At 42.7% G+C, this 26,777-nt stretch carries 26 protein-coding genes; 18 read left to right on the top strand and 8 right to left on the bottom strand.

Going from position 1 to position 26,777, the window contains the following annotated elements; genetic code table 11:
* Window positions 1-209 precede the first annotated feature (209 nt).
* From flaG to hpf, 7 genes are all read left to right on the top strand, one after another.
* Window positions 210-569 (top strand): flagellar protein FlaG, encoded by a 360-nt coding sequence (gene flaG, locus IRB79_RS25690; RefSeq protein ID WP_243505958.1) that lies wholly within the window; start codon window positions 210-212, stop codon window positions 567-569.
* Between the two features lie 14 nt (window positions 570-583).
* Window positions 584-2,704 carry a flagellar filament capping protein FliD gene (fliD, locus tag IRB79_RS25685; RefSeq protein WP_243505957.1) on the top strand — a complete coding sequence of 707 codons (2,121 nt, stop codon included), beginning with the start codon at window positions 584-586 and terminating at the stop codon, window positions 2,702-2,704.
* Between the two features lie 18 nt (window positions 2,705-2,722).
* On the top strand, window positions 2,723-3,124 hold the full coding sequence (gene fliS, locus IRB79_RS25680; RefSeq protein ID WP_243505956.1) for a flagellar export chaperone FliS: 402 nt from the start codon (window positions 2,723-2,725) through the stop codon (window positions 3,122-3,124).
* Entirely contained in the window at window positions 3,124-3,468 is a 345-nt protein-coding gene (locus IRB79_RS25675) for a flagellar protein FliT (protein ID WP_243505955.1), read from the top strand. Before fliS ends, IRB79_RS25675 begins: the two co-directional genes overlap by 1 nt.
* 10 nt (window positions 3,469-3,478) lie before the next feature.
* On the top strand, window positions 3,479-3,865 hold the full coding sequence (locus tag IRB79_RS25670) for a DUF8042 domain-containing protein (protein WP_243505954.1): 387 nt from the start codon (window positions 3,479-3,481) through the stop codon (window positions 3,863-3,865).
* A 35-nt stretch (window positions 3,866-3,900) separates the two neighbouring features.
* The gene (locus IRB79_RS25665; RefSeq protein WP_243505953.1) at window positions 3,901-4,089 is read left to right on the top strand and encodes a YjfB family protein; all 189 of its coding nucleotides are present in this window, start codon (window positions 3,901-3,903) and stop codon (window positions 4,087-4,089) included.
* A gap of 240 nt (window positions 4,090-4,329) precedes the next feature.
* Entirely contained in the window at window positions 4,330-4,887 is a 558-nt protein-coding gene (gene hpf, locus IRB79_RS25660; RefSeq protein ID WP_243505952.1) for a ribosome hibernation-promoting factor, HPF/YfiA family, read from the top strand.
* Window positions 4,888-4,947: 60 nt separating this feature from the next.
* On the opposite strand, the gene IRB79_RS25655 is transcribed toward hpf, so the two are convergent.
* The 5 genes from IRB79_RS25655 to IRB79_RS25640 all read right to left on the bottom strand — a co-directional run bounded on the left by IRB79_RS25655 (window position 4,948) and on the right by IRB79_RS25640 (window position 10,637).
* Window positions 4,948-6,609, bottom strand: a complete 1,662-nt coding sequence (locus IRB79_RS25655; RefSeq protein ID WP_243505951.1) for a methyl-accepting chemotaxis protein — start codon at window positions 6,607-6,609, stop codon at window positions 4,948-4,950.
* A 13-nt stretch (window positions 6,610-6,622) separates the two neighbouring features.
* The gene (locus tag IRB79_RS25650) at window positions 6,623-7,597 is read right to left on the bottom strand and encodes a BMP family lipoprotein (RefSeq protein ID WP_243505950.1); all 975 of its coding nucleotides are present in this window, start codon (window positions 7,595-7,597) and stop codon (window positions 6,623-6,625) included.
* Window positions 7,598-7,899: 302 nt separating this feature from the next.
* Window positions 7,900-8,022: a hypothetical protein gene (locus IRB79_RS28100; RefSeq protein ID WP_279401041.1), complete on the bottom strand. Its 123-nt coding sequence runs from the start codon at window positions 8,020-8,022 to the stop codon at window positions 7,900-7,902.
* A 72-nt stretch (window positions 8,023-8,094) separates the two neighbouring features.
* Window positions 8,095-9,522, bottom strand: a complete 1,428-nt coding sequence (locus tag IRB79_RS25645) for an alanine/glycine:cation symporter family protein (RefSeq protein ID WP_243505949.1) — start codon at window positions 9,520-9,522, stop codon at window positions 8,095-8,097.
* 137 nt (window positions 9,523-9,659) lie between these two features.
* Window positions 9,660-10,637: a glutaminase gene (locus IRB79_RS25640; protein ID WP_431833454.1), complete on the bottom strand. Its 978-nt coding sequence runs from the start codon at window positions 10,635-10,637 to the stop codon at window positions 9,660-9,662.
* 420 nt (window positions 10,638-11,057) lie between these two features.
* Between IRB79_RS25640 and IRB79_RS25635 the strand changes: the two genes are divergently transcribed.
* Window positions 11,058-12,311, top strand: coding sequence for a sensor histidine kinase (locus tag IRB79_RS25635; protein WP_279401067.1), 1,254 nt, complete (start codon window positions 11,058-11,060; stop codon window positions 12,309-12,311).
* Between the two features lie 5 nt (window positions 12,312-12,316).
* The gene (locus IRB79_RS25630; RefSeq protein ID WP_243505948.1) at window positions 12,317-13,252 is read left to right on the top strand and encodes a response regulator; all 936 of its coding nucleotides are present in this window, start codon (window positions 12,317-12,319) and stop codon (window positions 13,250-13,252) included.
* A gap of 175 nt (window positions 13,253-13,427) precedes the next feature.
* Here IRB79_RS25630 and IRB79_RS25625 read toward each other — a convergent pair whose 3' ends face one another.
* Window positions 13,428-13,706: a YkvA family protein gene (locus IRB79_RS25625; protein WP_243505947.1), complete on the bottom strand. Its 279-nt coding sequence runs from the start codon at window positions 13,704-13,706 to the stop codon at window positions 13,428-13,430.
* 234 nt (window positions 13,707-13,940) lie between these two features.
* Complete coding sequence (locus tag IRB79_RS25620; protein WP_197205092.1) at window positions 13,941-14,330, bottom strand: sporulation protein; 390 nt, start codon at window positions 14,328-14,330, stop codon at window positions 13,941-13,943.
* 487 nt (window positions 14,331-14,817) lie between these two features.
* On the opposite strand from IRB79_RS25620, the gene IRB79_RS25615 reads away from it, so the two are divergent.
* The 7 genes from IRB79_RS25615 to prfB all read left to right on the top strand — a co-directional run bounded on the left by IRB79_RS25615 (window position 14,818) and on the right by prfB (window position 24,195).
* The gene (locus IRB79_RS25615; RefSeq protein ID WP_243505946.1) at window positions 14,818-16,428 is read left to right on the top strand and encodes a gamma-glutamyltransferase family protein; all 1,611 of its coding nucleotides are present in this window, start codon (window positions 14,818-14,820) and stop codon (window positions 16,426-16,428) included.
* Window positions 16,429-16,565: 137 nt separating this feature from the next.
* A complete protein-coding gene (locus tag IRB79_RS25610) occupies window positions 16,566-17,141 on the top strand; it encodes a chromate transporter (protein WP_243509662.1) in 576 nt (191 codons plus the stop codon).
* On the top strand, window positions 17,138-17,668 hold the full coding sequence (locus IRB79_RS25605) for a chromate transporter (protein ID WP_243505945.1): 531 nt from the start codon (window positions 17,138-17,140) through the stop codon (window positions 17,666-17,668). Before IRB79_RS25610 ends, IRB79_RS25605 begins: the two co-directional genes overlap by 4 nt.
* Window positions 17,669-17,920: 252 nt before the next feature.
* Complete coding sequence (locus IRB79_RS25600) at window positions 17,921-18,976, top strand: YecA family protein (protein ID WP_243505944.1); 1,056 nt, start codon at window positions 17,921-17,923, stop codon at window positions 18,974-18,976.
* A gap of 261 nt (window positions 18,977-19,237) precedes the next feature.
* Window positions 19,238-20,230 carry a nuclease-related domain-containing protein gene (locus IRB79_RS25595; RefSeq protein ID WP_243505943.1) on the top strand — a complete coding sequence of 331 codons (993 nt, stop codon included), beginning with the start codon at window positions 19,238-19,240 and terminating at the stop codon, window positions 20,228-20,230.
* Window positions 20,231-20,442: 212 nt separating this feature from the next.
* Entirely contained in the window at window positions 20,443-22,956 is a 2,514-nt protein-coding gene (gene secA / locus IRB79_RS25590; RefSeq protein ID WP_243505942.1) for a preprotein translocase subunit SecA, read from the top strand.
* Window positions 22,957-23,081: 125 nt separating this feature from the next.
* A protein-coding gene (prfB, locus tag IRB79_RS25585; protein WP_243505941.1) for a peptide chain release factor 2 occupies window positions 23,082-24,195 on the top strand; the annotation gives its coding sequence in 2 pieces (ribosomal slippage) (window positions 23,082-23,153 and window positions 23,155-24,195; 1,113 coding nt in all).
* A 93-nt stretch (window positions 24,196-24,288) separates the two neighbouring features.
* Here the strand turns inward: prfB and IRB79_RS25580 are convergent.
* Entirely contained in the window at window positions 24,289-24,723 is a 435-nt protein-coding gene (locus tag IRB79_RS25580) for a hypothetical protein (RefSeq protein ID WP_243505940.1), read from the bottom strand.
* A 294-nt stretch (window positions 24,724-25,017) separates the two neighbouring features.
* Between IRB79_RS25580 and IRB79_RS25575 the strand changes: the two genes are divergently transcribed.
* Entirely contained in the window at window positions 25,018-25,884 is an 867-nt protein-coding gene (locus IRB79_RS25575; RefSeq protein ID WP_243505939.1) for a YitT family protein, read from the top strand.
* Window positions 25,885-25,936: 52 nt separating this feature from the next.
* Complete coding sequence (gene cccB, locus IRB79_RS25570; protein WP_019383351.1) at window positions 25,937-26,290, top strand: cytochrome c551; 354 nt, start codon at window positions 25,937-25,939, stop codon at window positions 26,288-26,290.
* The last annotated feature ends 487 nt before the right edge of the window (window positions 26,291-26,777 follow it).

Here is a 26,777-nt window from a genome sequence, read left to right as displayed (position 1 = left end):
TCAGATATTTATTATATCCAAGAAAGAATCGGTGCCTGTCCCCACATACGGTAATTAATACAAGCGAATGGTTCCTACTCTTTAATAGTTCTAATAAAGATCCCGCCGCAATATCACTATATTCTCTCCGTCTAATTTTCCTCTTAACATTTCCGCTCCCCTACCGATATAAAAACTAGGAAATACATTTAATTAGGTAGGGGATTTTCATGATCGATCGGTTTTCATCTCAATACATGCCTCTTACACCTAGACTTTCTAATAAAAATGAAGTAAATAATGAGTTTACAAAAAAAGAATCTAATATACTCGAACAGCCAACACGTAAACATGTTGAGCCACTGAAGAAAGATAAGCTAACAGAAGTAGTCGATAGCATGAACGAGTTCTTACAAGCTTCTCATACCTCATTAAAGTTCGTCCTTCATGAAGAGTTAAATGAATATTACGTGACATTGGTCGATGACCTAACTCAGGAAGTAGTAAAGGAAATCCCATCAAAGAAAATGCTTGATATGTATGCCGCAATGACGGAATTTGTTGGGCTGATGGTAGATAAGAAGATTTAAAGGAGGGGTTCTCATTGGTTAGAATCGGAGGTCTGGCGAGCGGGATGGATATTGACCAGCTTGTATCAGATCTAATGAAGGCAGAACGGATGCCTCTTGATAAATTAAAGCAGAAGAAACAAGTATTAGAATGGCAGCGCGATGATTACCGTGCAATGAATTCTTTGCTATTGGACTTTAGAAGTGAATTGACACAGATGAAGCTGACTACACGTTATCGCTCGCGTCTGACAACTTCTTCAAATGAAGCGATGGTAACTGCCACAGCAAGCGGAGCAGCAAGCCAGTCTTCTTACTCAATTTCAAAAGTAACACAGCTGGCAAGTGCTGAGACTCGAGTGAACGGCGGCAGTATTTCTGCAGATGGGAAGTCCATCGACCCAAGCAAAAGCCTTTATGCACAGGAAAGCAGTTTTATGTATAAAGGCAATCATATAGATTCAACTGGAAACCCTGTCGCTAGTGCTTGGAAAAATGGTGCTGTTTTAAGTAAAAATATTGATGTGATCGATCCAGCTGCCATTAGTTTCGGAGATATGTCCAAGGTGGATCTAAGTGAACTTAGCTCCTGGAGTGTAAAGGTTAATGGAGTAGGGTTTAATGCGCTGAGTGAGGCAGAATTGACTGCGGCGAACCGTCCCTTAAAAGAGAATGAAGTTTTAATAAAAGAAGATGGAACACTGCAATTCGGCAAGGAACCTGCAAAGGGAAGTGTCATTAAGATTGATTATGTGGCTACTGAACGCACGGGTTCACACGTTATTTCAAACAGCACTTCCTCCATTCAATTGGCACAAGGTGCCTTGAACGAAGTGAAAAGCATTAAGATAAAGGAAACAACGTCTGGAACGACCACTGAGAAAACTTTTTCAATGGGCAATATCGTGAATGGAGAAAGAGAAATACTCGATGATGCCAATAAAGTGGTAGGCACCCTTAACTACGAAACAGGGAAAATCACGTTTAATTCGGATATGCAAAAACCGGCAGATGGATCTGACACAACGATGGCTCTGGAGATTGCGTATGACCACAAATACACTGCTTTTTCAGTCGATACGTCAACCTCTAAAGGAGATCGTCATGATTCCTTCCTGATTTCAGGCAGTGAGTCTCTGAATAATGTCATTAGTAAAGTCAATGCTTCAAGTGCTGGTGTCAATATGTTCTTTGACAGTGCTACAGGCCAAATGACGATGACCCGCACAGAGACGGGTGATTTTAATAAGGGCGGGGCTGAGATCACTACAAGCGGAAGCTTTCTGAATGATGTTCTGCGCTTTAAAGGGGCTGCGGTCAAAGAAGAAGGAAGAAACGCTGAATTCGTGATTAATGGATTGGCTACCAATCGGAGCTCAAACACATTTGAAGTTAACGGTGTTACCTTTACTCTTAAGCAGACATTTGAAGATCAGCCGGTCAGCATCAATGTCAGCAATGATTCCACAAAGGTTTTTGATAATATTAAGGCATTTGTGGATAAGTACAATGAAATGATTGATAAGATCCAGAAAAAAACTGGTGAAGAACGCTATAGAAGCTATACCCCATTAACCGATGAACAGCGTGAGCAGCTTTCGGACAAGCAGCAGGAGCAATGGGAAGAGAGAGCTAAAAGCGGTCTCTTGCGCAAGGATTCTACTCTTCAGTCTGTTTTATCGGGGATGCGGATGAACTTTTACCAGCCCGTATCGAATGATCTTGTTTCTCCGCTTTATAATCAGCTGGCGAGTATCGGCATTAAAACGACAAGCAATTATTTAGAAGGCGGTAAGCTTGAAATTGATGAAGCTGCCCTGAAAAAGGCAATCGAAGATGATCCTGTGTCTGTTGAGAATCTTTTTAGAGGGGAAGGACAGACAGACGGGCAAAGAGGGATTGCCCACAGGCTTTATGATACAGTAAACGCTGCTATGGACAAATTGAAGACAAAAGCCGGAAACAGCTTTTCAACCAATCAGCAATTTACCATCGGCAGGGAACTGAATGATGTAGGCAAGCGGATTGATAGCTTTGAAGATAAATTAAAGCAGGTTGAAGACCGCTACTGGCGCCAATTCACCGCCATGGAAAAAGCGATTCAGCGTTCCAATGAGCAGTCCATGTTCCTCATGAACCAATTTGGCGGCATGTAATAAAAAGGAGTGTTACAAATGGCAGTAAGCAATCCATACCAATCTTATCAGCAAAACTCAGTGAATACAGCTTCACCTGGAGAGCTGACACTGATGCTATATAACGGCTGCCTGAAGTTTATCCATCAGGCGAAAAAAGCCATCATGGACAATAACATTGAGGCAAAAAACACCAATATCCAGAAGGCGCAAAATATTATTCAAGAGCTGATGGTTACGTTAAATATGGATGTAGAGGTATCTAAAAATATGATGTCTTTATATGATTATATGAACCGGAGGCTGATGGAGGCGAATGTCAAGAATGAGGCAGCTATTCTTGATGAAGTCGAAGGTCTTGTATCCGAATTCCGCGACACATGGAAGGAAGTCATCCAGGTCAATCGCCAGAAGCAATTCTCCCAAGGCGGCACAGTGTAGTGAGTTCGGTTCAAAGGTTTTATGATTTAACACTCGAGCTAATCAAAACTCTGGAACATACAAAGCTTGACCGTGATGCGAAAATGAATGAGGTCGAAATACTGCTTGAAAAACGCCAGCAGGCAATGGCTGGTATGGCTCCTCCATATTCAGATACCGAAAAGGATCTGGGAGCCAGGCTGATCAGCCTCAATGCAAAAGTCACCCAGCTGATGACAAGGGAAAAGCTAGTTATTCAAAAAGACATCAAAGACTTAAGCGTTAAAAAAGAATTAACCGGAAAATATGCAAATCCCTATCAATCCATGGCAACGGACGGCATGTTTTATGATAAAAGAAAATAGGTGACTAACTTTGTTGACTCTGACCGAAGAGCAGTATATTTTTATGAAGGAATACAGCGATCTATTATATACCATTGATGAGGCTTTTGATTATATCGTAAAGAGCTTTAGCGATTTCAGTAAAACAGAGGGAAATCGGCTTCTTGGTGATGTTTTTCAGGCATTCCCTCAAGTCGCTTCAGCTCATGAACAGCTTAGCCATCTTGTTCAAGGCAATCAGCCCATGCTGAAAGCTATTGCTGATATTAGTGCAGTAGCCGATCAGGCTGAACTCCTTATTCAGAACTTTGACGATCTTCCTGTTAGACAGGAGATCATTTCGAAAAAGCTCTATCCCGCATTTGCGCAGTGGCATAAAAATATTCAGCAGGAATTAAATCCATATATACAATCCTAAATAGGATCAGGCTTAAATTGTCAGGAGGTGTTCCCTTGGATATCCCATTAATGTCCATGGTCTTATCCCAAGGCCAAGTCCAGCAGCAGGCATCCATCTCGGTCATGAAAAAAGCCATGGATCAAGCGGAGGGAAATGCAGAATTTATTAATAAGATGATGAGCGGGTCTCACATACAGGCCCTCCAGCCCCATTTGGGCGGCAATATTGATATAAAAGGATGAGCAGCAAAATGAGCTGCTCGTTTTTTTTATATACGTCACCAATTCGACAAATATTCTCAATCTTTTTATCAGTTTCAGGAGGAGTTTTTAGGGGTAAAATAGAAATATAAATACATAGTCTTAATATACTTTTAAGACTAGGCATTTCCTTTTCAGACGCTAATTATATTCACTGCTGATTTTTTCAGTAAACGTCAATGAAAAGGCTGTCATTGTATAATGAGAAGGAGGAGTTCACGTATGAATTACAACATTCGTGGTGAAAACATTGAGGTAACTCCAGCAATTAGAGAGTACGTAGAGAAGAAAATTGCTAAGTTAGAAAGGTATTTTACTGAAACTCCTGATGCAAATGTACATGTAAATTTAAAAACGTATAACAATAACCGTTCTAAAGTGGAAGTAACGATTCCGATGCCGAACCTGGTTCTTCGTGCAGAGGAAGATCATGATGATATGTATGCAGCGATTGATCTGATTACAGATAAATTGGAGCGTCAAATCCGCAAACATAAAACAAAAGTGAACCGCAAATTCCGCGAAAAAGGCAATCTGACTGCTGTGTTTGCAGCGTTGGAAAATGAGATAGAGGCGCCAGAAGTGGAAGAGGAGGATAACGACCTTGAAGTTGTCCGCCAAAAGAGCTTCGATCTGAAGCCAATGGACAGTGAAGAGGCGATCCTGCAGATGAACATGCTAGGCCACAGCTTCTACGTGTTCACGAATGCAGAATCTAATTTAACAAATGTAGTGTACAAGCGTAAAGACGGCCGCTATGGTCTGATTGAAGCGCAATAATAAAACAGGAACCCCCCGCATCAATTGCGGGGGTTTCGTTTGTTCGGACATGTCATCCGCCTAAACCGTAAACTTCTCTAATTCCCTTTCCATAACCTCAGTCATTTCCTTCAGCTGCTCCACTTTCACCATAACCTGCTCAAACGCGCGAAGCTGTTCCTCCGTAGAAGCTGAGATTTCCTCAGTCCCAGCAGCCGTTTCTTCGGTTACCGCTGAAATGTTTTCTACAGCGCTAATGACCTGCTGACTCATATCGCTGGAGGTCTTCATATCTTCAACCAATTTTTCCAGATGGCTGTGAATACCGGATACATGCCCGGAAATGGTTTCAAAGACCTGTTCTGTCTCGCTCATCGATTGGGATTGCTCTTTTGAAAGGGTGTGTCCCTGTTCGGTGGCATTGTAAATATTGCTGATGCCATTTTGGATATTGCTGACCATTGAGGCAATCAGATCGGTTGCTTTAGAAGAAGAATCGGCGAGCTTCCGTACTTCTTCTGCCACAACCGCAAATCCTTTCCCGGCTTCACCGGCACGGGCTGCTTCGATTGCTGCGTTTAATGCAAGCAGATTGGTCTGATCGGCGATATCTTTAACCGTGTTAGCTGCCCCTTCAATTTCCTTGGTGAACTGGGCAAATTCACTGACTGAACTTCTAATATGATTAGACGAACTGGAGATCTCATCAGCAAGTTTCATTTGTTTTTCTAAGGACACTCTGCCATGATTGACGGATTCCAATGCCTGGGTGCTTTGCGTAGCACTTTGTGCACTGGACTGATGGACAGCGGAGAACTGCTCTCCCATTACGCTCATTAATTCAGCGGTAGCCTGAACGTCTTCAGAGATGGCCTGACTTCCTCTCGCCAATTCATCCGTCGAAACGGCTACCTGACTGCTGCTTTCATTTAAGCTGTGCATATAGGAAGCCACATCCTCGGCAAATCCTTTTACATTCTGGCTGACCTCTTCAATGGATTGCACGGTTCCTTTTAGATTCACAACCATTTTTGAGAAAGCTTCCGAAAGTTTATCCACTTCATAGCGGCTGTTTTCTTTGAATGAAAGCTGTGATAAGTCTGCTGTTAAATCTCCTTCTGAAATTTTCTCTGCTTTTTCAACAATCGCATTGATTGGTTTTGTAATCTTTCTGGCAGCCATCCATGAGAATACAGCCGATAACAGAACAAGCAGCACGCTTCCTATGAGGGAGGAATTCGTGATAAAGGCAATTTTCTGGCTGGTTTCCTGAAGAATGCCTTCATACCATTCATTTGTGCGCTTTTTTAAAAGGTGCATATCATTTAAAATGCCGGATATTCTTATGCTCTGGCGCTTGATTTCGGCTTTGTTTCCCTTGTTGAAGGCTTCAGTTGAAACTTCTGATAGCTCTGCATATTTTCCTTCAATGCTGCCGATGATTTTTTTATGCCCGGGAACTGAGGCAACCGAAGAGAGGGAAGCCAGGTTTTCCTGAACTTCTGTCATCATGGTTAGTGCCTGGTCCTTGTTGGCGTCACTTGAATTGTAGGTATAATTGGCAAGCGACTGGCTTGTCACCACCAGGCTTTGCTCCAGGTCCTTCACTTTCAGAAGAAGTTCCACATCATTCTTAGCAGAGCTTTGAATGTTTAATGTCTGGTATATGATAAAGCCTATCATGCTGACCGACAGTACGAGCGGGATCAGCGTGACAATAATAAGGCGGTTTCGTAATGTCATCTTGGATGCTCCTTTATTCAGCTGTTACTGTGATTTTTCCATCGATTATGTCTTTAGTTGCTTTTTTTAATGCAGCTTGCTGCTCCTCTGTTAAGGAAACGACCCGGATTTCAGATAGGCCGACACCGTTTTCTGCCAGTCCCCATTCATAGGAGGAAGCTTCGATTTTTTCGTTTTCCGTCAATTCCTTCGCCAAGTTAAAAACAGCAATATCGATGTTTTTGACCATCGATGTGGCAACGGCTTTTTCCGCAACAAAATACTGGTCGGAATCGACACCGCCGGCAAGCACGCCTTTTTCTTCCGCTTTTTTCAGTGCGCCAAAACCGGTGAATCCGGCAGCTGGGTAGATAAAATCAGCACCTTCAGCAATTTGCTTCTCGGCCATTTTTTCACCGAGAGCAGCATCCCCAAAAGTTCCGGCGTATTCTGTTAATACTTTTATTTTCGGATTGAAGTGCTTGGCACCTTGAATAAATCCATTTTCAAAATGGTGGATCACAGGCACATCAACACCGCCGATAAATCCCAGCTTGCCTGTTTTGCTTGTCATGGCAGCGAGCATCCCGACAAGGAAGCTGCCTTCATGCTCCTTAAAAGTAAGTGAGACCACATTATCAAGCTCGGAAACAGCATCAATCAGCAAAAATTGCTTTTCCGGATATTTCTCCGCCGTTTTTTCAAGTGCTTCCTGTGCTGTGAAACCCAGTCCGATGATCAGGTCATGATCTTCTTTGACAAGCTCTTCAAGCGGCTTTTCAAAATTTCCGTCCGGGGCTTCTTTGTAATCAAACAGAATGCCAAGCTCATCACGCGCTTTTTCCAGGCCCCGGAAGGCAGAGTCGTTGAAAGACTCATCTCCAAGTCCTGTGTCGGATAATAGAATGCCAATTTTATATTCTTTATTTTTCGTTCCGCTTTGATCAGCTGCTGAGCAGGCTGATAAAAGCAATGTGAGAATAAGTAGAATAGATAGTAGTTTTTTCAAGGTGAACCTCCGTGTTGTAAGATTTAGCCTTAGTTTATATCGGCTGAAATGAGGAGGTTTTTAGTCTGAAGTCAGACCTTAATCGAGGGGATTGAAGGGAATAAAAAAAGTGATACCTAAAAAGTATCACTTTAGAAGCACCGTCTTTTTGTAATGGAAAAAATAAAAAATTATAATTCTTCAAAAACGAGGGAAAAATGCTCTCAAAAATAAAAAGCTGGCTCAAAAAGGTCGTCATTCAACGCCCTTTTTGAACCAGTCTCTTTTAATAAGCGGAAAACCGGGACTGCCTACCTGACAAATTAAATCACTTCGGTTAGGAATTTACACCCTTTGATTTTCTCGAATGTTTCTTTTGCTTCTTTTTCATTGTTAAACTCATACATTTTAATGTTGTTTTTTGAATGAATCGTAATGATCCACAAGGAAATTTTCCACCTTTCAAGATAATCGTTTCCATTTTTATGTAGTGCATTTTGGTTGTTGATAGCAATATCTTATGCTTCCTTTTTTAATGCTGGCTCTTCATCTGCTTCCCAGCATTCCACATTCTTGAGACCCTCGATATTGGAAACAGAAAACACTGGATTTTTTCCTGCTTGTTTCTGCTTCCGATAATCATTTAAAGCAGCAAAAGCGATTTTCCCCAACAAAGCTATCGCAACCAGGTTAATTACAGCCATAATGCCCATAAAGACATCAGCCAGGCTCCATACTGTGTCAAGTGAAGCCAGAGAACCAAACGCTACCATCCCAATTACGGCAAGACGGTATAGGTTTAGCCAAACTTTTCCTGACTTTATAAATGAAATGTTTGATTCACCATAGTAGTAATTGCCGACAATTGAACTAAATGCGAACATCAAAATAAGAATGGCGATAAAAATCGCTGCCCATGGCCCGATTTCGGCATTTAAAGCGGATTGAGTCAGAACGATGCCGTTAGATTCAGCGGATGTATAAACACCCGATAATAAAATGATAAATGCTGTACAGCTGCAAATGACCAGTGTATCAACGAATACGCCAAGTGACTGGATGAGGCCCTGCTTTACAGGATGGCTTACATCTGCAGTGGCTGCAGCATTCGGGGCACTTCCCATGCCGGCTTCGTTTGAAAAGAGGCCCCTTTTGATTCCCAGCATCATGGCCGCTCCGACTCCGCCGCCAACCGCTTCATTTAATCCGAAAGCATTTTGGAAAATAAGGGAGAATACTTGAGGAAGCTCTCCAAAATTCTTGGCCATTACGTAAGCAGCTAAAAGGATGTACATACCGGCCATGGGGGGTACCATCCATTCAGCTGCTTTGGCAATACGTTTAATCCCGCCGAAAATGATGAAGGCTGTAAAGGCTGTAATCCCAAGACCTGTCCAATGCATATCAAAACCAAACGCATGATGAAACGCATTAGTAATCGTATTTGCTTGAACGGAGTTAAAAGCAAGTCCGAATGTGACACTGACCATAATTGCAAATAGAACGCCCATCCAGCGGGCATTCAAAGCTTTTTCCATATAATAAGCCGGACCGCCGCGGAATGTCCCTGTTTTTTTATCTTTTACCTTATAAATTTGGGCTAATGTCGATTCAACAAAGGCGGATGCGGACCCGATAAGGGCAATTAACCACATCCAAAAAACCGCTCCAGGCCCGCCGAGAGAAATCGCTATGGCCACACCTGCGAGATTGCCTGTGCCTACACGGGAAGCGGTGCTGATACAAAATGCCTGGAAGGATGAGATACCTTTCTTTTTTACCGCCCCTTCACCCAATAGCCGGAACATTTCACCGATCATGCGAAATTGGACAAACTTCGTCCGGACAGTAAAATAAAGCCCGAGACCGATCAGCATGATAATGAGCACATAACTCCAAAGAAAATTGCTAAAGTCCGCAGTCAGCCAGTTGATTAGTTCCTTCATAAATTTAATCCACCTATTTCCTTTAATATTTTCTATCTAATGCCAAATATAAAATTGCTTCATTGCCATAAAAAGCAGCAAACTGCGAAGCGTACCCAAGAGCTCTAGAAAAATATGTTGCTGCTAAATGTCCCATTTTAAAAAATGCTTAAATCCCATTTTTTAGCCATATGCCTCAATAACATGACGCCTGCCAGACTATTTCCGTATTCATCGATAGCCGGACCGTAAATCCCAATTCCACATCCAGCCTGAAACGGTACTTCCTGCCGATTTCTTGGAGGGACGAGTGCCATTATGCCTCCGGAAACGCCGCTCTTTGCCGGTATTCCGACGAATGCGGCAAATTTGCCTGAAGAATTGTACATTCCGCACGTAAGCATTAAGCTTTTGGTTAATCGGGCCACTTCTTTAGGAATCAGTTGTTCTTTGCGGATTGGATGGAAGCCGTCATGGGCCAGAATTAACCCGATCATAGCGATGTCTTCTGTGTTGACCTCGATGGAACACTGCTTTAAGTAAACCTCTAAAGCTTCCTCGACCTCTAATTCTAAAAAGCCCGTTTCTTTTAAATAATAGGCTAATGCCCGATTCCGATGAGCCGTTTTCCATTCGGATCGAAACACTTCTTCATTAATTGCCGGCCGTTTTCCCAGCATGTTTTCCAGTAATTTTATTAAAAAATCTATTTTATACTGCGGCGATTCTCCGGGCAGAAGGGAGGATACTGTAATGGCTCCAGCATTAATCATGGGATTAAAAGGCTTTCCCGGTTTATGCATTTCTAAGCGGATAATCGAGTTGAAGGGGTCTCCAGTCGGTTCAACATCCACTCTTTCTAATACATAAGAAATACTGCGGCCAATGCATGCGGCCATAAAACTAATTACTTTTGAGATACTTTGTAATGTAAAAAAGACATTCCAATCTCCTAATTTTATAACCGTTCCATCAGGATCGATGATGCAAATGCCCAACTCTGACGGATTGGTCTTTGCCAGAGCAGGAATATAGGCTGCACATTTTCCTTCAGCTGCAAAAGAACGGTAATAAGCGACCCATTCATTGAGGCCATCCATCTGCAGACTGCCTGGAGGCTGGGTTTCCTTATTCATTATCATTTCGAATATCAAGGTTTATCCTCTCTTTCTATCATATTGTTCCGATGAAAAGGATGTGGAAGAGCTATGACATGTAAAAATCTATCTATTTTTTGCTGGTATATGAATGGCCGTAGCCGCTCTGGCTTTACATTAACTATGGAAAACCAGATTTTTTTTAGTGTTCTGATAATTTATAATGTTTGGAAACGCTTCCACCTTTGTTCTGATTATGTTATATTCCAAACTACAGAATCAGACCATAAACGACAAAAAGTTCTTTAAATTTTGTAAATTAAATAGATTGCATACAAAAAAACATTGTATAGATGCCGATGGGAATGTATACTGATTTTCAGCGAAAAGGGGAAGTGTTGATTTTTGAATAGCCGTTTTATTGTAAAAAATGAAATATATATGCTGGCCCTCATGGTGATGATCGTGCCATTGGCAGGTGAATTGAACTTTTATCCTTTTAATCAAACATTTCGGATCAGCTTTGGAGCACCTGCTTTCTTCTTTTTTTTATTGCTGTTCCGAAAAATGCCAGCGGTTCTGCCGGGTTTTTTGACTGCTGCCGCGGTTGTTGGATTTCGTATATTAATAGACTTGACTGTCCTCGATCATTTTGATTGGATCTCCTCCTTTCAAGCCCATATCGCCAGTTTTTTCTTTTATTTCATTTTTTCTTGTCTCGTTTATGCAGCAAAAATCAGACGTTTTTACAATCGGCCCCTGATCATCGGATTACTGGGTATTCCAATTGAAGTCTTGGCCGACTTGGCGGAACTGATCGCGCAATATTATCTATTGGAAACAACTATAACAGCAGCGGCGCTTAACGGAATTATGGTCATCGCGGTGTCGCACAGCTTTATTGTTATAAGCTTTTTCAATATGCTGAGTCTGTATGAGGCACAGTCTAGGGAAAGGGAAATCCGGAAGCAGAATGAACAAATGCTGATGCTCATATCCAATCTCTATGAGGAATCGGTCTATTTAAAAAAGACACTGAAAAATACTGAGAATATCACGAAAAAATCATATGATTTATACAAAAGTTTAAACCACTGGATTGATAAACAGGTTTCTGTCCCGGTTGGGGAATATCGCCAAAAAGCTTTGGAAATCGCTGGTGAAGTACATGAAGTGAAAAAAGATAACCAGCGTATTTTTTCTGGCCTTTCAAAACTCATTTCGGATAAAAGCATCGCCGATTATATGGACGTGCATGAACTGGTGAATATCATCGTGCGGGCAAATGAGAAATATGCTGATTTATTAGGAAAAGAAATTCTTTTCGTGAAAACGGTTAAACAGGCGCATCCTCATTACCATGTTTTCACCGTCCTATCGATTATCAATAATGTCGTCGCAAACGCGGCGGAAGCGATTGAAAATAAGGGAAGGATCGCTATTGGTATCGGCAGGCATGGTCATTCGGTTGAATTCTGGATTAGCGATGATGGCCCAGGAATTTCACCTAAGCATAAATCTTTATTATTCAAGCCAGGATTTACAACCAAATATGATCATGCCGGCAACCCATCAACGGGGATTGGGCTCTCCTATGTAAAGGAAATTGTCGAACAGCTTGATGGGGACATCACCTTCCATGAAGGGCCAGGAGGAAGAGGGCTGATTTTTATTATCCGCTTACCAGTTATTCAATTAGTTGATAAAGGGTGATTGTGATGCTTTTTTATATAACAGACGATGATGAAGCAGTTCGATCAATACTCTCCCAAATCATTGAAGATGAGGATCTTGGCGAGGTAGCCGGGGAAGCTGAAGACGGGTCATTGCTGAATGGGCCGATGCTGTCATTGAAAAACGTCGATATTTTATTAATTGATTTGTTAATGCCGATTCGGGACGGAATCGAGACGATACGTCAAATTAAGCCGACATTCAAGGGGAAAATGATCATGATTTCACAAGTGGAATCAAAAGAATTAATAGGTGAAGCCTATGCACTGGGCATTGAATACTATATAACAAAACCGATCAACAGGATTGAGGTCATTACAGTCATCAGGAAGGTGATTGAACGTATACGATTAGAAAGATCGATTCAAGATATTCAAAAATCACTGCATAATGTGTTGTCTTTCGATCAGGTTCAGGAGCAGCATGACCTGCCGCATAACAAAAAAAATATAAGAGTTTCCGGTCAGTTTCTTTTGTCCGAACTGGGAATAGCGGGTGAAAACGGGAGTAAAGATTTACTGGATATGCTTGATTTTTTAGATCAATATGAACAGGATCATATGCTTGAAAAAGGATTTCCACCCCTTAAAGAGATCTTTCTGAATCTTGCAAAACAAAAACTAGGCGCATCACTGACAGAGCAGGAATTAAAAAAAGAGATCAAAGCATCTGAACAACGGGTGCGCAGAGCGATTTACCACTCCTTGAATCATTTGGCTTCACTTGGTCTTACCGATTTTTCAAACCTGAAGTTTGAAAGCTACGCGTCCAAATTCTTTGATTTTACAAGTGTCAGGCAAAAGATGACAGATTTAAAGCATGATTCAAAACCATCACACTCCCCAACTCGAATCAATACAAAAAAATTCATTCAAGTTCTCTATTTTGAAGCAAAAATTCTATATTTGGAGCCGCATTAAGGACCCTTTCAGAAACAGGAAAAGCTCTGGAAGCAGGGTGGCCGACATGAACCAGAAACCCCCGTTCGATTTAGCGGACGGGGGTTTCGACTGAATTTATTTTAAACAAACTGTTTTTGAATTTTTAATAGGTTTCTCAATCTTAAGCGCAGTCCGGGCAGCAGCAGTCATCCATTCATTCCTCCAGCACCTTATACTTTTCCTTCAATGACTCCGGAGCCATCTTCACCATCTGCTGAAGGACAAACGATGTAATCACAATATCATCCGTAAATCCGAAGATCGACAGGAAGTCTGGCACAAGGTCGAGCGGCAGAAGGATATAAAGAAATCCGGCCGCAACAGGGAACAGCTTTTTGCCGGCTGATACTTCCCGTGAGAGAAAGTAATCCCTCAGGAAGGGCAGGAACTTCCAAAATTTTAATACAAATTTGATGCGTTTGAGAAACTTCATTTAGTTCACCTTTTTCTAGTTCATTCGTTGAATGGGAGCTGACACCTGAATACGCGGCGGATTTTTCACCTCAAGTGTGGCAGCTGATAGATAGCTTGTTTCAAGTATGCTTCAAAAAGTAAATAGAATTAGCCACTTTTGCAAAGTGTTCAATTAGGTATGAATCTCCTCTTATTAAAATTTTTATAGGTTAAGAGGGGATAGTTACACTCGTTTCTTCCTCCTTAGGATTGGTTATCGGATAATCGTGATTTTATCCAGGTCGGCGCTTTTGACGCCTTCGTTAAAAATCAGCCTTGTTTTAAATTGAAAAATCCGGTCAGGTGCAGAGCAGGGAATGTCTTCAGGCAATTGGAAGTTAAAGTCCATTTTGTTGGTCTCTTCTGATTCAATGACTTTAGTGGACAGAATGGTCGATGTTCCGATCACTTCCTCCTTTTCTTCGTCAGGCGACGCCATGACCAGGTCACACTCAATCCGCTTAATCTGCTGATCAATCGTTCCTCCTTCAATCAGGAAGATTCCGCTCACATTTTCTCCCGGCGTATATTGAAGCTTTGGCAGCTGCAGATCAATTTTCGCAGAACCAATTCCAAGCATTGACATATATTTTCGTAAAATCAACAAAAATCTCTCCTCTAATTTTTATAGGGGGGAGCTGCTCGCTCACACCATAGTTTTGCTGTTTCCTTCTTTACGTGCTAATTATGATAAAGTTTCAAGTAATTTTCCTTCTACCTATTCCTCCATTTTATAAAGTAAAACGTGTGGCGGTGCGGGCCTGTATACAAAAAGGGCCTTTACCGCGGTGGTAAAGGCCCATAAATAAAAACCTCTACCGAATTTGGTAAAGGTCTTGCTAACAATTGTTTAGATTGCCAACAAAGCCGAGAGCATTTGCTCCGTAATGACGACTCTGCTGTAAAAGCTACTCCCCTTTAGGAGAAACTATTCAATTTATAGGTAAATCATATGGTATGTTTCGGATTTTGTCAATAAGATTCATTTTTGCATTCATTTAGTTTTCCGAAATAAACACTAACATAATTTTTAAATAATTTGTTATAATCAGAATTAACTATTTTAACACTTTACTACAGAGGTGAACTTCATGAACATTGATTTCCACAACCACCCATACACATCACAGAGAACGACCGTCATGGCGAATAACGGCATGGTGGCTACTTCCCAGCCGCTTGCAGCACAGGCTGGATTAGATATGATGAAAAAAGGCGGGAATGCCATTGATGCAGCGATTGCCACAGCAGCTGCTCTTACCGTGGTTGAACCAACATCAAACGGAATCGGCGGCGATGCATTTGCACTCGTCTGGACGAAAGGGGAACTGCATGGATTGAATGCAAGCGGCCCTGCTCCCAAGTCCATTTCCATAGAAGCATTAAAGGAAAGAGGCATCGAAAAAATGCCAACGCACGGCTGGATGCCGGTTACGGTGCCTGGTGCTCCATCTGCGTGGGCTGAGCTTTCCAAACGTTTCGGCAGACTTCCGTTAAAAGATGTCCTTCAGCCCGCAATTGATTACGCTGAAAAAGGATATCCTTTAACACCGATACTCGGCAAGTACTGGCAGTATGCTTATAAAAAGTTTAAGCAGAGTCTGGCGGATGACGAATTCCAGCATTGGTTTGAAACCTTTGCTCCGGATGGAAAGGCTCCTGAAATTGGCGAGATCTGGCGCTCTGAAGGGCATGCTGCCACTTTAAGAGGAATTGGCGAAACAGACGGCGAAAGCTTTTACCGCGGGGAAATTGCTGAAAAAATCGATGCTTTTTCAAAAAAATACAATGCATTTCTATCCAAAGAAGACCTCGCAGATTACAAGGCGGAATGGGTTGACCCCATCAAAGTTCATTACCGCGGATATGATGTCTGGGAAATCCCGCCGAATGGCCAGGGTCTAGTCGCTCTTTTAGGCTTAAATATCGCAAAAGGCTTTGAATTCCGCGATAAAGACACGGTGGATACATATCACAAACAAATTGAAGCGATGAAGTTAGCTTTTACTGATGGCAAGGCATTTATTACGGATCCTGCGGAAATGAGAGTGACAGTTGAAGAATTGCTCTCGGAGGAGTACGGCGAATCCCGCCGCAGCGAGATTGCGGGCGAAGCTCTGACACCTGAGCCTTACCAGCTGCCGCGCGGAGGTACTGTTTATCTGGCGACAGCCGACAGCGAAGGCAATATGGTTTCCTTCATCCAAAGCAACTATATGGGCTTTGGATCTGGTCTCGTCGTTCCTGGAACAGGAATTGCCCTTCAGAATCGCGGGCACGACTTCTCTCTTGATCCGGAGCACCATAATGCACTGAAGCCCGGCAAGAAAACATACCACACAATTATCCCAGGATTCCTGACAAAAGACGGCAAAGCAGTTGGACCGTTCGGTGTGATGGGAGGCTATATGCAGCCGCAGGGGCATATGCAAGTGGTCATGAATACAGTGGATTTCCATTTGAATCCGCAGGCAGCCCTTGATGCGCCAAGATGGCAATGGATTGAAGGAAAAAAGGTCCAGGTGGAGCCGCACTTCCCTAATCATATTGCCCAGGCTTTGGTGCGCAAAGGCCATCAAATCGAGGTAACTGTTGATACCGGCGGATTCGGCCGCGGTCAGATTATCTGGCGAGACCCAAAAACAGGCGTGCTTATGGGCGGAACGGAAGCACGCACAGACGGATCAATCGCCGCCTGGTAATAAAAAATGAGGAAGCAGCACGCATATAAGAGTAAAATAACCATATAAAAGGTACTGAGGAGCGGAAAAAATGGCCGCTCCTTCACCTGCTTTTGCCAGAGTGGAGTACGTTTAAATTGAAAAGAGGTGATGGCATCATGAAGCAGGCTGACATCTTTATGGCTTTTTTCCGAGTGGGCATTCTGGGATATGGAGGCGGCCCGTCATCCATTCCGCTTGTCCATAAAGAAGTTGTTGATAAATATAAATGGATGGATACGGATGAATTCGGTGATGTTCTTGCGCTGGGCAACGCACTCCCTGGCCCGATTGCAACAAAAATGGCCGGCTATATCGGCTATCGTGTTGGCGGCATTCTGGGCATGGTTAATGCGTTAGTGGCAACGATGGTTCCAACTATTGTTATTATGATTATTCTTCTTACAGCGTTAAATACATTTAAAGACCAGCCTTGGGTAACAGGCATGACCCAGGCAGTTATTCCAGTTGTGGCAGTGATGCTGGCAACATTGACTTGGGACTTCGTTAAAAAGTCTACGAAATCATCACTCGGCTGGGGCTGGACATTGCTTTTTGTTGCGGCAAGCCTGGTACTTCTGGAATTTGTGAATATCCATCCGGCTATCATCATTTTTGTTTTGCTGGCAGCCGCTCTCCTGAAAAAGGATAAATCTGAAAAAAACGAAGCGAAAAAGGAGAGGAATCTCGCATGATCTACGCTCAGATATTCTTGGCATTCTTCATTCCGGGGATTCTTGGATACGGCGGGGGACCAGCATCCATTCCGTTAGTTGAGAATGAAGTGGTCGATCATTATGGATGGCTCACAACAAACGAATTCAGTGAAATGCTGGCAATGGGCAATGCGCTGCCCGGCCCGATTGCAACGAAAATGGCCGGCTATATTGGCTATGAACAGGGAGGAATCCTCGGAGCAATCGTGGGGGTATTTGCAACCGTAGCTCCATCACTGATACTGATGATTACACTGCTCGGATTTCTTATGAAGTATAAGGAATCACCGCGCGTCAAGCGGATGACTACCTATATCCGCCCAGTCATCGCCGTATTGCTTGGCATCATGACGTATGATTTCTTTTTCTCAGCTTATGAAGGCGTCGGAATATGGCAGACACTTTTCATCGGACTGCTTAGCTTTTTCCTAATGGAAAGGCTTAAAGTTCATCCGGCTTATGTTATCGCAGGAGCGCTCGTTTACGGGGGGCTTGTTTTAGGTTAAATAAACGAAAAAAACGGAGAGGGGATTGGGCTATCCGTTTTTTTTTTCTATGAGACCGCAGGAAGCTGATAGTACGCGAACTGACCGATAAAACTGATGAAGTGACCGAAATCAGCTAACCCAATTCAAAAAAGCACGCAATTTCAGCTTCCTTAACCTGCCCAATGTTAAAATCCGCTTGATTAATGCCTAAACTGCTGATAAATGTTAGGATAATAGAGTTAAACGAATTTGGTAGGAGAGATTTATAAGATGTCAACAGTAAAAGTAAGCAGAAACGAACCGTGCCCATGCGGGAGCGGAAAAAAATATAAAAAGTGCTGCGGCAGCAAAGATGCTGTTTCAATTAAGGATGTTTTAAATCACGAAGTTCTTGAGCTTCAAAAGGAAGTAAGGGCCTATGCGCTTACTCATTTTGCAGATGACATGAAAGAAGATTTCATGGATCTTCTGGATATCCTTGAAGACATTGAACCAGAGGAAAAAGAGTTCTATGAATTTGTGCACTCTTTTTGGTACATTCTTTTTGGAACGCTGGAAGATATGGACTCCATTATGGATGAGTTCATTCATGCGAAATTACCGGCCGTTGCTCGTCCGCGCTTAAAAAACATTTTAAAATCGTGGGAAGACAGCAAAGCGGCAGCTGGAATACTGACCGAAGTGACTGAAGATAAAGCAGCCATTAAAGATTGCCTGACCGGGAAGGTTTACCATATCTCCCTATTTGGTAATATGGAGGTTAATGAAGGAAACTTTGCCTTTGCCATGCTTCTTCCTTATGGGGAAGAGTATGTAGCGTTTCCGGCCATTTTCGATCTGCCAGGAGAAAATGCTGCGCAGTTTTCAGACTATATTCAGTATTCCTTCGAAGATGCAAAATACGATGATCCTGAAGAATACCTGGCTGAATACTTTGTTGACCTCATGAATGACACACCCAAATCATTAGCAGTGCCAACTATTGATAATTTCGATTGGCCAAGCAAGGGTGCAGAGCTGGTTGCGGATATGTTCCGTGTCGACATGATCAAAGCTGGGGAAGAACCATGGCTGATCGGCATGGGGATCTCACTCTGGATGGAGTATCTGACGAAAACCGGCAAACAGGTCAAAAAGCCTGATAACTATGTTGCGGGTCTCCGATACCTTGTGAGCACAATAGCGCCAACAAAGGAAAATCTCACTCAGAAGGAATTCGGAGAGATATACGGCATCAATGCGAACCGTGTCTCTACTTATTATGGTGAAATTTATGACGCAGTTGAGAAAACCATTAGTGAACTGATTGAATCGTCGAATTCATAAAACGGAGAGCATTTTTGCTCTCTATTTTTATTTTGCGTGAATGTCGATCTGGCGCGGACTAACCGATATATTGTAAAACTGACCGATAAAACGGAAAACTGACCGATATATCAAGAAAGTAACCGATAAATTAAAATTTTGACCGATAAACCTGGCAAAGTGACTGATATATCTTTTCGACAATGAAAATGAATCAAGAAAGCAGGAAAATTTGCATCCGCAAACGAATTCTATCTTTAAATTTAAAAAGGGGTGCTGCTTTTGATTGAAAAAGAACGATTTATACCCATCCGAATACAAAAAAATCACGCATTGCTGAAGAGAATTGCGAAAAATCATCCAAAGCGGTTAGTTATCGAATCAGATCAAACCAGGAGATTAGCAGGTTATAAAGGTGAGCAGGCAATTGACTTCCACTTAAGCAAACTGCCGGAAAAAGAGTTCTTAATCTTCCATGATCTTCGTCTCTCAAGCGGAAAACATTTTTTCCAGATTGACACGCTTATCTTAAATTCAGCATTTGCATTAATTTTAGAAGTGAAAAACTATGGCGGAACCTTATATTTCGATCCTGACTTCAATCAACTAATCCAAACAAATAGCAAGGGTGAAGTCAAAGGCTATCCAAATCCGATAGAGCAAGCCAGAGTACAATGTTCTGAAATGAAAAAATGGCTATTGAAATGCAATATCAATATCCCGATTGAGTTTTTCATCATCATCAGCAAACCCTCTACCATTCTTAAAACCGCTCCAGGCCACGCGAAAATGCTCCAAAGAGTTCTTCATGTTCAATTCCTTCTGAAAAGTATTGAGAAAATAAAGTCCGCCCATAAAAAAGAAGTCCTATCTCCAAAAGATATGAAGAAAATCTCCCGCTCTCTTCTAAAAGAACATACCCAAAAAAATTTTGATATCCTAAAACATTATGAAATCTCAAAATCTGATATACAAACAGGGGTTATCTGCAAAGTTTGCTCTTTTTATCCAATGAAACGCCATTATGGAACATGGTTTTGCACTAATTGCCAAACCAAAGATAAGAATGCTCACATTCCAGCCCTTATGGACTTATTCCTCCTAAACAATGATTCTCCATTGAATAATGGACAAATCTGCAGTTTTTTTCACATTTCTTCAGGAGATATAGCAAAAAAACTTCTCTCAGCAAGTAAACTGCCGACTTCCGGTTCAAAAAAAGGTAGAGTATATTTACCGAAACCAGACTATCAGCAAATTAAAGATCTGGAATAGCTCGCATGTGGCATAAGTTGTCACCCCCCTCCCAAAGTGGTAATATAAATAAGAAATAATGTGAATTTTCATGGGAGGATTCCGCCGAAAAGAAGCGAATCTTTAACTACCTATGCTTAAATAGACTTTGAAATTAGATATGCATAGTTCCTGCGCCTTGAGCTATCAACAAGGCACTTGTGCTGTCATATCCAACATAAAGGAGCGTTTTTATGCTTGGGATTTTAAATAAAGTGTTTGATCAAAATAAACGCGAAATAAAACGTCTCACCAAAATGGCAGAACAAATTGAAGTACTTGCATCTGATATGGAAAAATTATCGGACCAGCAGCTGCGCGAGAAAACGGAAGAATTCAAAGCCCGCTACCAAAAGGGCGAAACCGTCGATGATATGCTGACTGAAGCTTTTGCGGTTGTCCGCGAAGCAGCAAAGCGCGTTCTTGGCTTATATCCTTATCCGGTTCAGTTAATGGGGGGTATTTCCCTTCATGACGGAAATATTTCAGAGATGAAAACCGGAGAAGGTAAAACCCTGACTGCAACCATGCCAGTGTATCTCAATGCCCTTACAGGCAAAGGTGTCCACGTAGTTACAGTCAACGAATACCTTGCGAGCCGTGACGCCACTGAAATGGGCCAGCTTTACGAATTCCTTGGCCTGTCTGTCGGCTTAAACTTAAATGGGCTTTCGAAAGAAGAAAAACAGGCGGCATATGCTGCTGATATCACATACAGCACAAACAACGAGCTTGGGTTCGATTACCTTCGCGATAACATGGTTCTCTACAAAGAGCAGAAGGTTCAGCGCCCGCTGCACTATGCCGTAATTGATGAAGTGGACTCCATCCTCATTGACGAAGCACGTACACCGCTGATCATTTCCGGATCTGCTCAAAAGTCCACTCAGCTTTATATTCAGGCCAATGCCTTTGTCAGCCGCCTGAAAAAAGATGAAGACTTCACATATGATGAAAAGACAAAAGGTGTGCAGCTGACAGAAGAGGGGATGACAAAAGCAGAAAAGGCTTTTGGGATCGATAACCTTTTCGACATCTCGCATGTTGCACTTAACCACCATATTACACAGGCATTAAAAGCACATTCCAGTATGCACCTTGATGTAGATTATGTCGTTCAGGACGATGAGATTGTAATCGTTGACCAATTTACTGGGCGTCTGATGAAGGGCCGCCGCTACAGCGATGGACTTCACCAGGCTATCGAAGCTAAGGAAGGCCTGGAAATCCAGAACGAAAGCATGACACTTGCAACGATCACATTCCAGAACTATTTCCGTATGTACGAAAAGCTTGCCGGTATGACCGGTACGGCGAAAACGGAAGAAGAAGAATTCCGAAACATCTACAATATGAACGTTGTTGTGATTCCGACAAACCGTCCGATCGCCCGTGATGACCGTCCGGATTTAATTTATGCAACAATGGATGGTAAATTCCGTGCAGTTGTAGAAGATATTGCTGATCGCCACCAAAAAGGACAGCCTGTGCTTGTCGGTACTGTTGCTATCGAAACATCTGAAATTATCTCTAAATACCTGAGCAAAAAAGGCGTTCCGCATAACGTTCTAAACGCGAAAAATCATGGCCGTGAAGCGGAAATCATCTTGGATGCCGGTAAGCAGGGTGCTGTGACAATTGCCACTAACATGGCTGGACGCGGTACGGATATCAAGCTTGGGGAAGGCGTAAAGGAGCTTGGCGGCTTATGCGTTGTTGGTACAGAGCGTCATGAAAGCAGACGTATCGATAACCAGCTCCGCGGACGTTCCGGACGTCAGGGAGACCCGGGTGTCACGCAATTCTATCTTTCCATGGAAGATGAATTAATGCGCCGTTTCGGTTCTGACAATATGAAATCGATGATGGAGCGCCTTGGAATGGATGACACTCAGCCAATCCAAAGTAAAATGGTTTCAAGAGCTGTTGAATCTGCGCAGAAGCGCGTTGAAGGCAATAACTTTGATGCACGTAAGCAGCTTCTTTCTTACGACGATGTTCTCCGTCAGCAGCGTGAGATTCTTTATGGTCAGCGTAATGAAGTTCTGGAGTCTGAGAACTTGAGAGAGATCGTTGAAAAGATGATCATGACCAGCATTCAGCGTAATGTGGAAGGGTATGCACCTGGACATGAAGACGAGGAAAACTGGAACCTGCAGGGCATCATTGACTATGTGAATGGAAACCTTCTAAATGAAGGTGACCTAACCGTAAATGATATCCGCGGCAAGGATACGGAGGAAATCGCCGAAACCATTTTTGCCAAGGTTAAAGAACGCTACAATGAAAAAGAGGAAATGCTTAGCCCTGAGCAAATGCGTGAATTTGAAAAAGTCATCGTGCTTCGTGCGGTTGACTCCAAATGGATGGATCACATTGACGCAATGGATCAGCTTCGCCAGGGAATCCACCTGCGTGCGTATGGCCAGACAGATCCGCTCCGCGAGTACCAGGGAGAAGGCTTTGCGATGTTTGAAAACATGATCGCTTCCATCGAAGAAGATGTTGCGAAGTACATCATGAAGGCCGAAATCCGCAACAACCTCGAGCGCCAGGAAGTGGCCAAGGGACAGGCCGTCAACCCGAAAGAAGACGGTGAAAAGGTTAAGAAGAAACCTGTCGTCAAGCAGATGGACGTTGGAAGAAACGACCCATGCATCTGCGGCAGCGGCAAGAAATATAAAAACTGCTGTGGTGCAGAGAAATAAACACCCGAGCCGGCAACAGCTTTGCCGGCTTCTCTCTTTGGGATAAGTTGTAAAAATCTCAATAGGAAATATGTTTTTACAAATAACCACACAATAACAGGAAAATAATTTACGAGGTGACCATAATGGAATTAGCAGATATTCGCAATGAACTTGAAAAAACAGCTAAGATTTTAGCGGACTTTAGGGGGTCTCTTTGACTTAGAAAACAAAGAGGCGCGCATAGCTGAGCTTGATGATGTCATGCTGCAGCCTGGATTTTGGGATGACCAGCAGGCGGCACAGGTTGTTATCAGCGAATCAAACTCACTGAAAGATCAGGTAGTTGAATTCCACAACTTATACGAAACGTTTGAGAATCTGGAATTAACTTATGAGCTAGTAAAAGAAGAGAGCGACGCAGAATTGCAGGCCGAGCTTGAGGAAGAGCTCAAGGACTTAGTGAAGCGCCTGAACGATTTCGAACTGCAGCTTCTTTTAAGCGAAGAATATGATAAGAACAATGCCATTCTTGAACTGCATCCGGGTGCAGGCGGAACCGAGTCACAGGACTGGGGCAGCATGCTGCTTCGTATGTATACACGCTGGGCGGAAAAGAAAGGCTTCAAGGTTGAAACACTTGATTACCTGCCTGGAGATGAAGCGGGTATCAAGAGTGTTACCCTTAGCATTAAGGGCCATAACGCATACGGCTACTTGAAGGCTGAAAAAGGCGTGCACCGTCTAGTAAGGATTTCTCCATTCGACTCTTCGGGCCGCCGTCATACATCATTCGTATCCTGTGAAGTGATGCCGGAATTCAATGATGAAATTGAAATCGACATCCGTACAGAAGATCTGAAAATCGACACATACCGTGCAAGCGGCGCCGGCGGTCAGCATATCAACACGACTGACTCTGCTGTCCGTATCACCCACTTGCCGACAAATGTCGTGGTAACGTGCCAGACAGAGCGTTCCCAGATCAAAAACCGCGAACGTGCCATGAAAATGCTGCAAGCTAAGCTCTACCAAAAGAAAATCGAAGAGCAGGAAGCAGAATTGGCCGAAATCCGAGGTGAACAAAAAGACATCGGGTGGGGAAGCCAGATCCGCTCCTATGTCTTCCATCCATATTCCATGGTAAAAGACCACCGCACCAACACGGAAGTCGGTAACGTCCAGGGAGTTATGGACGGTGATCTGGATTTGTTTATTAATGCATATTTGCGCTCAAAATTGATTTTGCCTCAGGATTAATACGTAAAATAGCCTATGCTGGCATATAACCGGCATAGGCTTGTTTTTTATTAATGGAATTTTAACTGAGCTAGCCGGTGAATGGGGATTGCTCTAGGAGTGGATACGCTTTTTGAGCTGGTTAATTTCTGTTTCGTGGACTCCGCTTTTTTTACTAAGGTGTTCAATATCAATTTTTGTACCCCTCAAAGCATCCGAAATAACATGGAAAGTCTCTTCATGCTGATCTAACTTCGTTTCAATATGCTTAAAATGGCTTCTGAATTCGGTGGCATTGTTCTCAATCTGTTCAGAAAGTCTTTCAACGCTATTTTCAACATTCCCAAGTCTGCTATCAACTTTTTCAATCCTGTTCTCAACATTCCCGAGCCTGTGTTTAACATCAGCAAATTCATGATCAATCGAATCAAACCTCTGATCAATCGAATCGAATCTCTTATCAATCGAAACGAACTTCTCATCAATTTCATCAAACCTCTTGGAATGTTCTTTCAGTGTACTTAAAATTTCATTAAGAATCTTCTCCATTTTTCTCACCTCCTTTTCGACATTATATCACATGCCACTGAATTTCATGCTGAAGATAATGTACCCCCGGAGCATTCTGGGACAATGTTCATAAACATTTCACACATATAATCCGCATGATAAATTGACTGTTTTTATCACAATATAATGAAAAGCAGAGGCGAGGGACAACAGTCCTTTAATACGGCAGTTTAATGGCATTTACATGCTCCAGACTCCATGCTATACTCACTGACGGTAAAAATGGAATATGAACTTAATTCTGCATAGATCGGGACACCGGAGGGAGAAGAAATGGGCAAGAATAGAAGAGGATATACTTATAGTACAAAAGCGGAGAGATTGCTGGAGTACTTATATGTTTTAATAGGTTCTGGAATTGTGGCTATCGCGTTTAATATGTTTTTGCTTCCCAACCGAATTGCGTCAGGAGGAGTAAGCGGAATCAGTACGATCCTGGATGCGGTTGCTGGCTGGGAGCCGGCATATGTACAGTGGGCATTTAATATACCGCTTTTTATTGCAGGTGTGCTTTTGCTCGGCAAACAATTTGGGGCGAAAACTCTGGCTGGGACAATATTTCTGCCGTTTGTTGTTTTTCTTACAAAAGATTATGAGCCATGGACATCAGATCCGCTGCTGGCTTCTCTGTTTGGCGGAATTGGCGTTGGCCTGGGTTTAGGTATTGTTTTCCGGGGTAAAGCATCAACAGGAGGGACAGACCTTGCAGCACAGATTATTAACAAGTATACAGGTTTGTCTCTTGGAACTTGTGTAGCGATAATCGATGGATTAATCGTACTGTCGGCTGCGATTATTTTTGACATAGAGCAGGGGCTGTATGCCTTAATTGCCTTATATGTGACAAGCAAAACAATCGATCTTATTCAGCTTGGATTCAGCCGGACAAAGATGGCTTTAATCATTACTGAAAAACAAAGTGAAGTTCGTGAAGGAATTTTGAATAAAATTGACCGCGGTGTGACAAAACTATCAGCATACGGTGGTTATACCGACCATGAACGTCCAGTTCTTATGTGTGTGGTGGACCAGACGGAGTTCACAAAATTGAAACAACTGGTTCAAACCATTGATCCTACTGCATTTATCATTGTTACGGATGCTTCCGAGGTGTTGGGCGAGGGTTTCAAACGAGCATAGTGTTGGTATAATATAGCTGTACTTAGTATTTTTTCCTGAGGGGGAATTATAGGTGAAAAAGAAGCTACTGGCATTACTGATGGGTACATCTTTAGTTCTTGCAGCCTGCGGCGGCGGAGACGATGCTGCTGAAGACAAGGACACTGCTACAAACGGCGGCGGTGAAACAACGACTGATACTGCTGACGCTGGTGACGCACAAAAGCTTTATGAACAGAAATGTTCAAGCTGCCACGGTGCAAACCTTGAAGGCGGTGTAGGGCCTGCACTAGATAAAATTGGTGCCAGCCTATCGCAGGAAGATATTGAAAACACAATTGCTAACGGTAAAGGAGCTATGCCTAAAGGCTTGCTTCAGGGAGAAGAAGCTTCTGCTGTAGCATCCTGGCTAGCAGGCAAGAAATAATAGGATTAAATGAAAACGTTCTGTTCGGCAGGACGTTTTTATTTTTTCTGTTTTCGTAAGGTATTCTGCTATTTGTTTAATAACCGCTGAGTTGATTGGAGCGGAAGGTGCGAGACTCCAGGGAGCAGCGGGACAGATGAGACCCCAGGCGAGAAGTGCCGAGGAGGCTCAGCGCCCGCCCCGCGGAAAGCGGGCATCCTGGAGCGCAAATCAACGGACTGCATTAAGGTGAAAAAACAACAATATATGCGAGGCTATTTTTTAAAACAGATTGTGCTGAGGCAAGACAATTTATGACAAATATCGAGTGAATGCAATATGCAAAAAGAAGGAAAAATCCGCAGATTAAGTGACTAAAAACCCTAGAATATTAATGAAACTCAGGAAAAAAGTAACAATAGTTAAGGGATTGAAAAGAAACTGTAATAATTTTTTCCGTTATTTTGACAACTTATGATGTTATAATGGGTTGTGTGAGAATTTTAGA

The organism is Cytobacillus oceanisediminis, from assembly GCF_022811925.1.
GTDB classification, from domain to species: domain Bacteria; phylum Bacillota; class Bacilli; order Bacillales; family Cytobacillaceae; genus Cytobacillus; species Cytobacillus oceanisediminis_D.
The sequence above is the reverse complement of the archived record's forward strand: the minus strand, read 5'-3'. Positions and strand labels throughout refer to the sequence as shown.

Excerpts from the sequence above, each read along its gene's own strand:
- IRB79_RS25645 (WP_243505949.1), bottom strand. The coding sequence starts at position 9,522 with ATGAAGGAACTAATCAACTGGCTGACTGCGGACTTTAGCAATTTTCTT.
- hpf (WP_243505952.1), top strand. The coding sequence starts at position 4,330 with ATGAATTACAACATTCGTGGTGAAAACATTGAGGTAACTCCAGCAATT.
- IRB79_RS25640 (WP_431833454.1), bottom strand. The coding sequence starts at position 10,637 with ATGAATAAGGAAACCCAGCCTCCAGGCAGTCTGCAGATGGATGGCCTC.
- IRB79_RS25625 (WP_243505947.1), bottom strand. The coding sequence starts at position 13,706 with ATGAAGTTTCTCAAACGCATCAAATTTGTATTAAAATTTTGGAAGTTC.
- IRB79_RS25655 (WP_243505951.1), bottom strand. The coding sequence starts at position 6,609 with ATGACATTACGAAACCGCCTTATTATTGTCACGCTGATCCCGCTCGTA.
- secA (WP_243505942.1), top strand. The coding sequence starts at position 20,443 with ATGCTTGGGATTTTAAATAAAGTGTTTGATCAAAATAAACGCGAAATA.
- IRB79_RS25635 (WP_279401067.1), top strand. The coding sequence starts at position 11,058 with ATGATCGTGCCATTGGCAGGTGAATTGAACTTTTATCCTTTTAATCAA.
- IRB79_RS25610 (WP_243509662.1), top strand. The coding sequence starts at position 16,566 with ATGAAGCAGGCTGACATCTTTATGGCTTTTTTCCGAGTGGGCATTCTG.
- IRB79_RS25605 (WP_243505945.1), top strand. The coding sequence starts at position 17,138 with ATGATCTACGCTCAGATATTCTTGGCATTCTTCATTCCGGGGATTCTT.
- IRB79_RS25630 (WP_243505948.1), top strand. The coding sequence starts at position 12,317 with ATGCTTTTTTATATAACAGACGATGATGAAGCAGTTCGATCAATACTC.
- IRB79_RS25575 (WP_243505939.1), top strand. The coding sequence starts at position 25,018 with ATGGGCAAGAATAGAAGAGGATATACTTATAGTACAAAAGCGGAGAGA.
- IRB79_RS25580 (WP_243505940.1), bottom strand. The coding sequence starts at position 24,723 with ATGGAGAAGATTCTTAATGAAATTTTAAGTACACTGAAAGAACATTCC.
- IRB79_RS25600 (WP_243505944.1), top strand. The coding sequence starts at position 17,921 with ATGTCAACAGTAAAAGTAAGCAGAAACGAACCGTGCCCATGCGGGAGC.
- fliS (WP_243505956.1), top strand. The coding sequence starts at position 2,723 with ATGGCAGTAAGCAATCCATACCAATCTTATCAGCAAAACTCAGTGAAT.
- flaG (WP_243505958.1), top strand. The coding sequence starts at position 210 with ATGATCGATCGGTTTTCATCTCAATACATGCCTCTTACACCTAGACTT.
- IRB79_RS25615 (WP_243505946.1), top strand. The coding sequence starts at position 14,818 with ATGAACATTGATTTCCACAACCACCCATACACATCACAGAGAACGACC.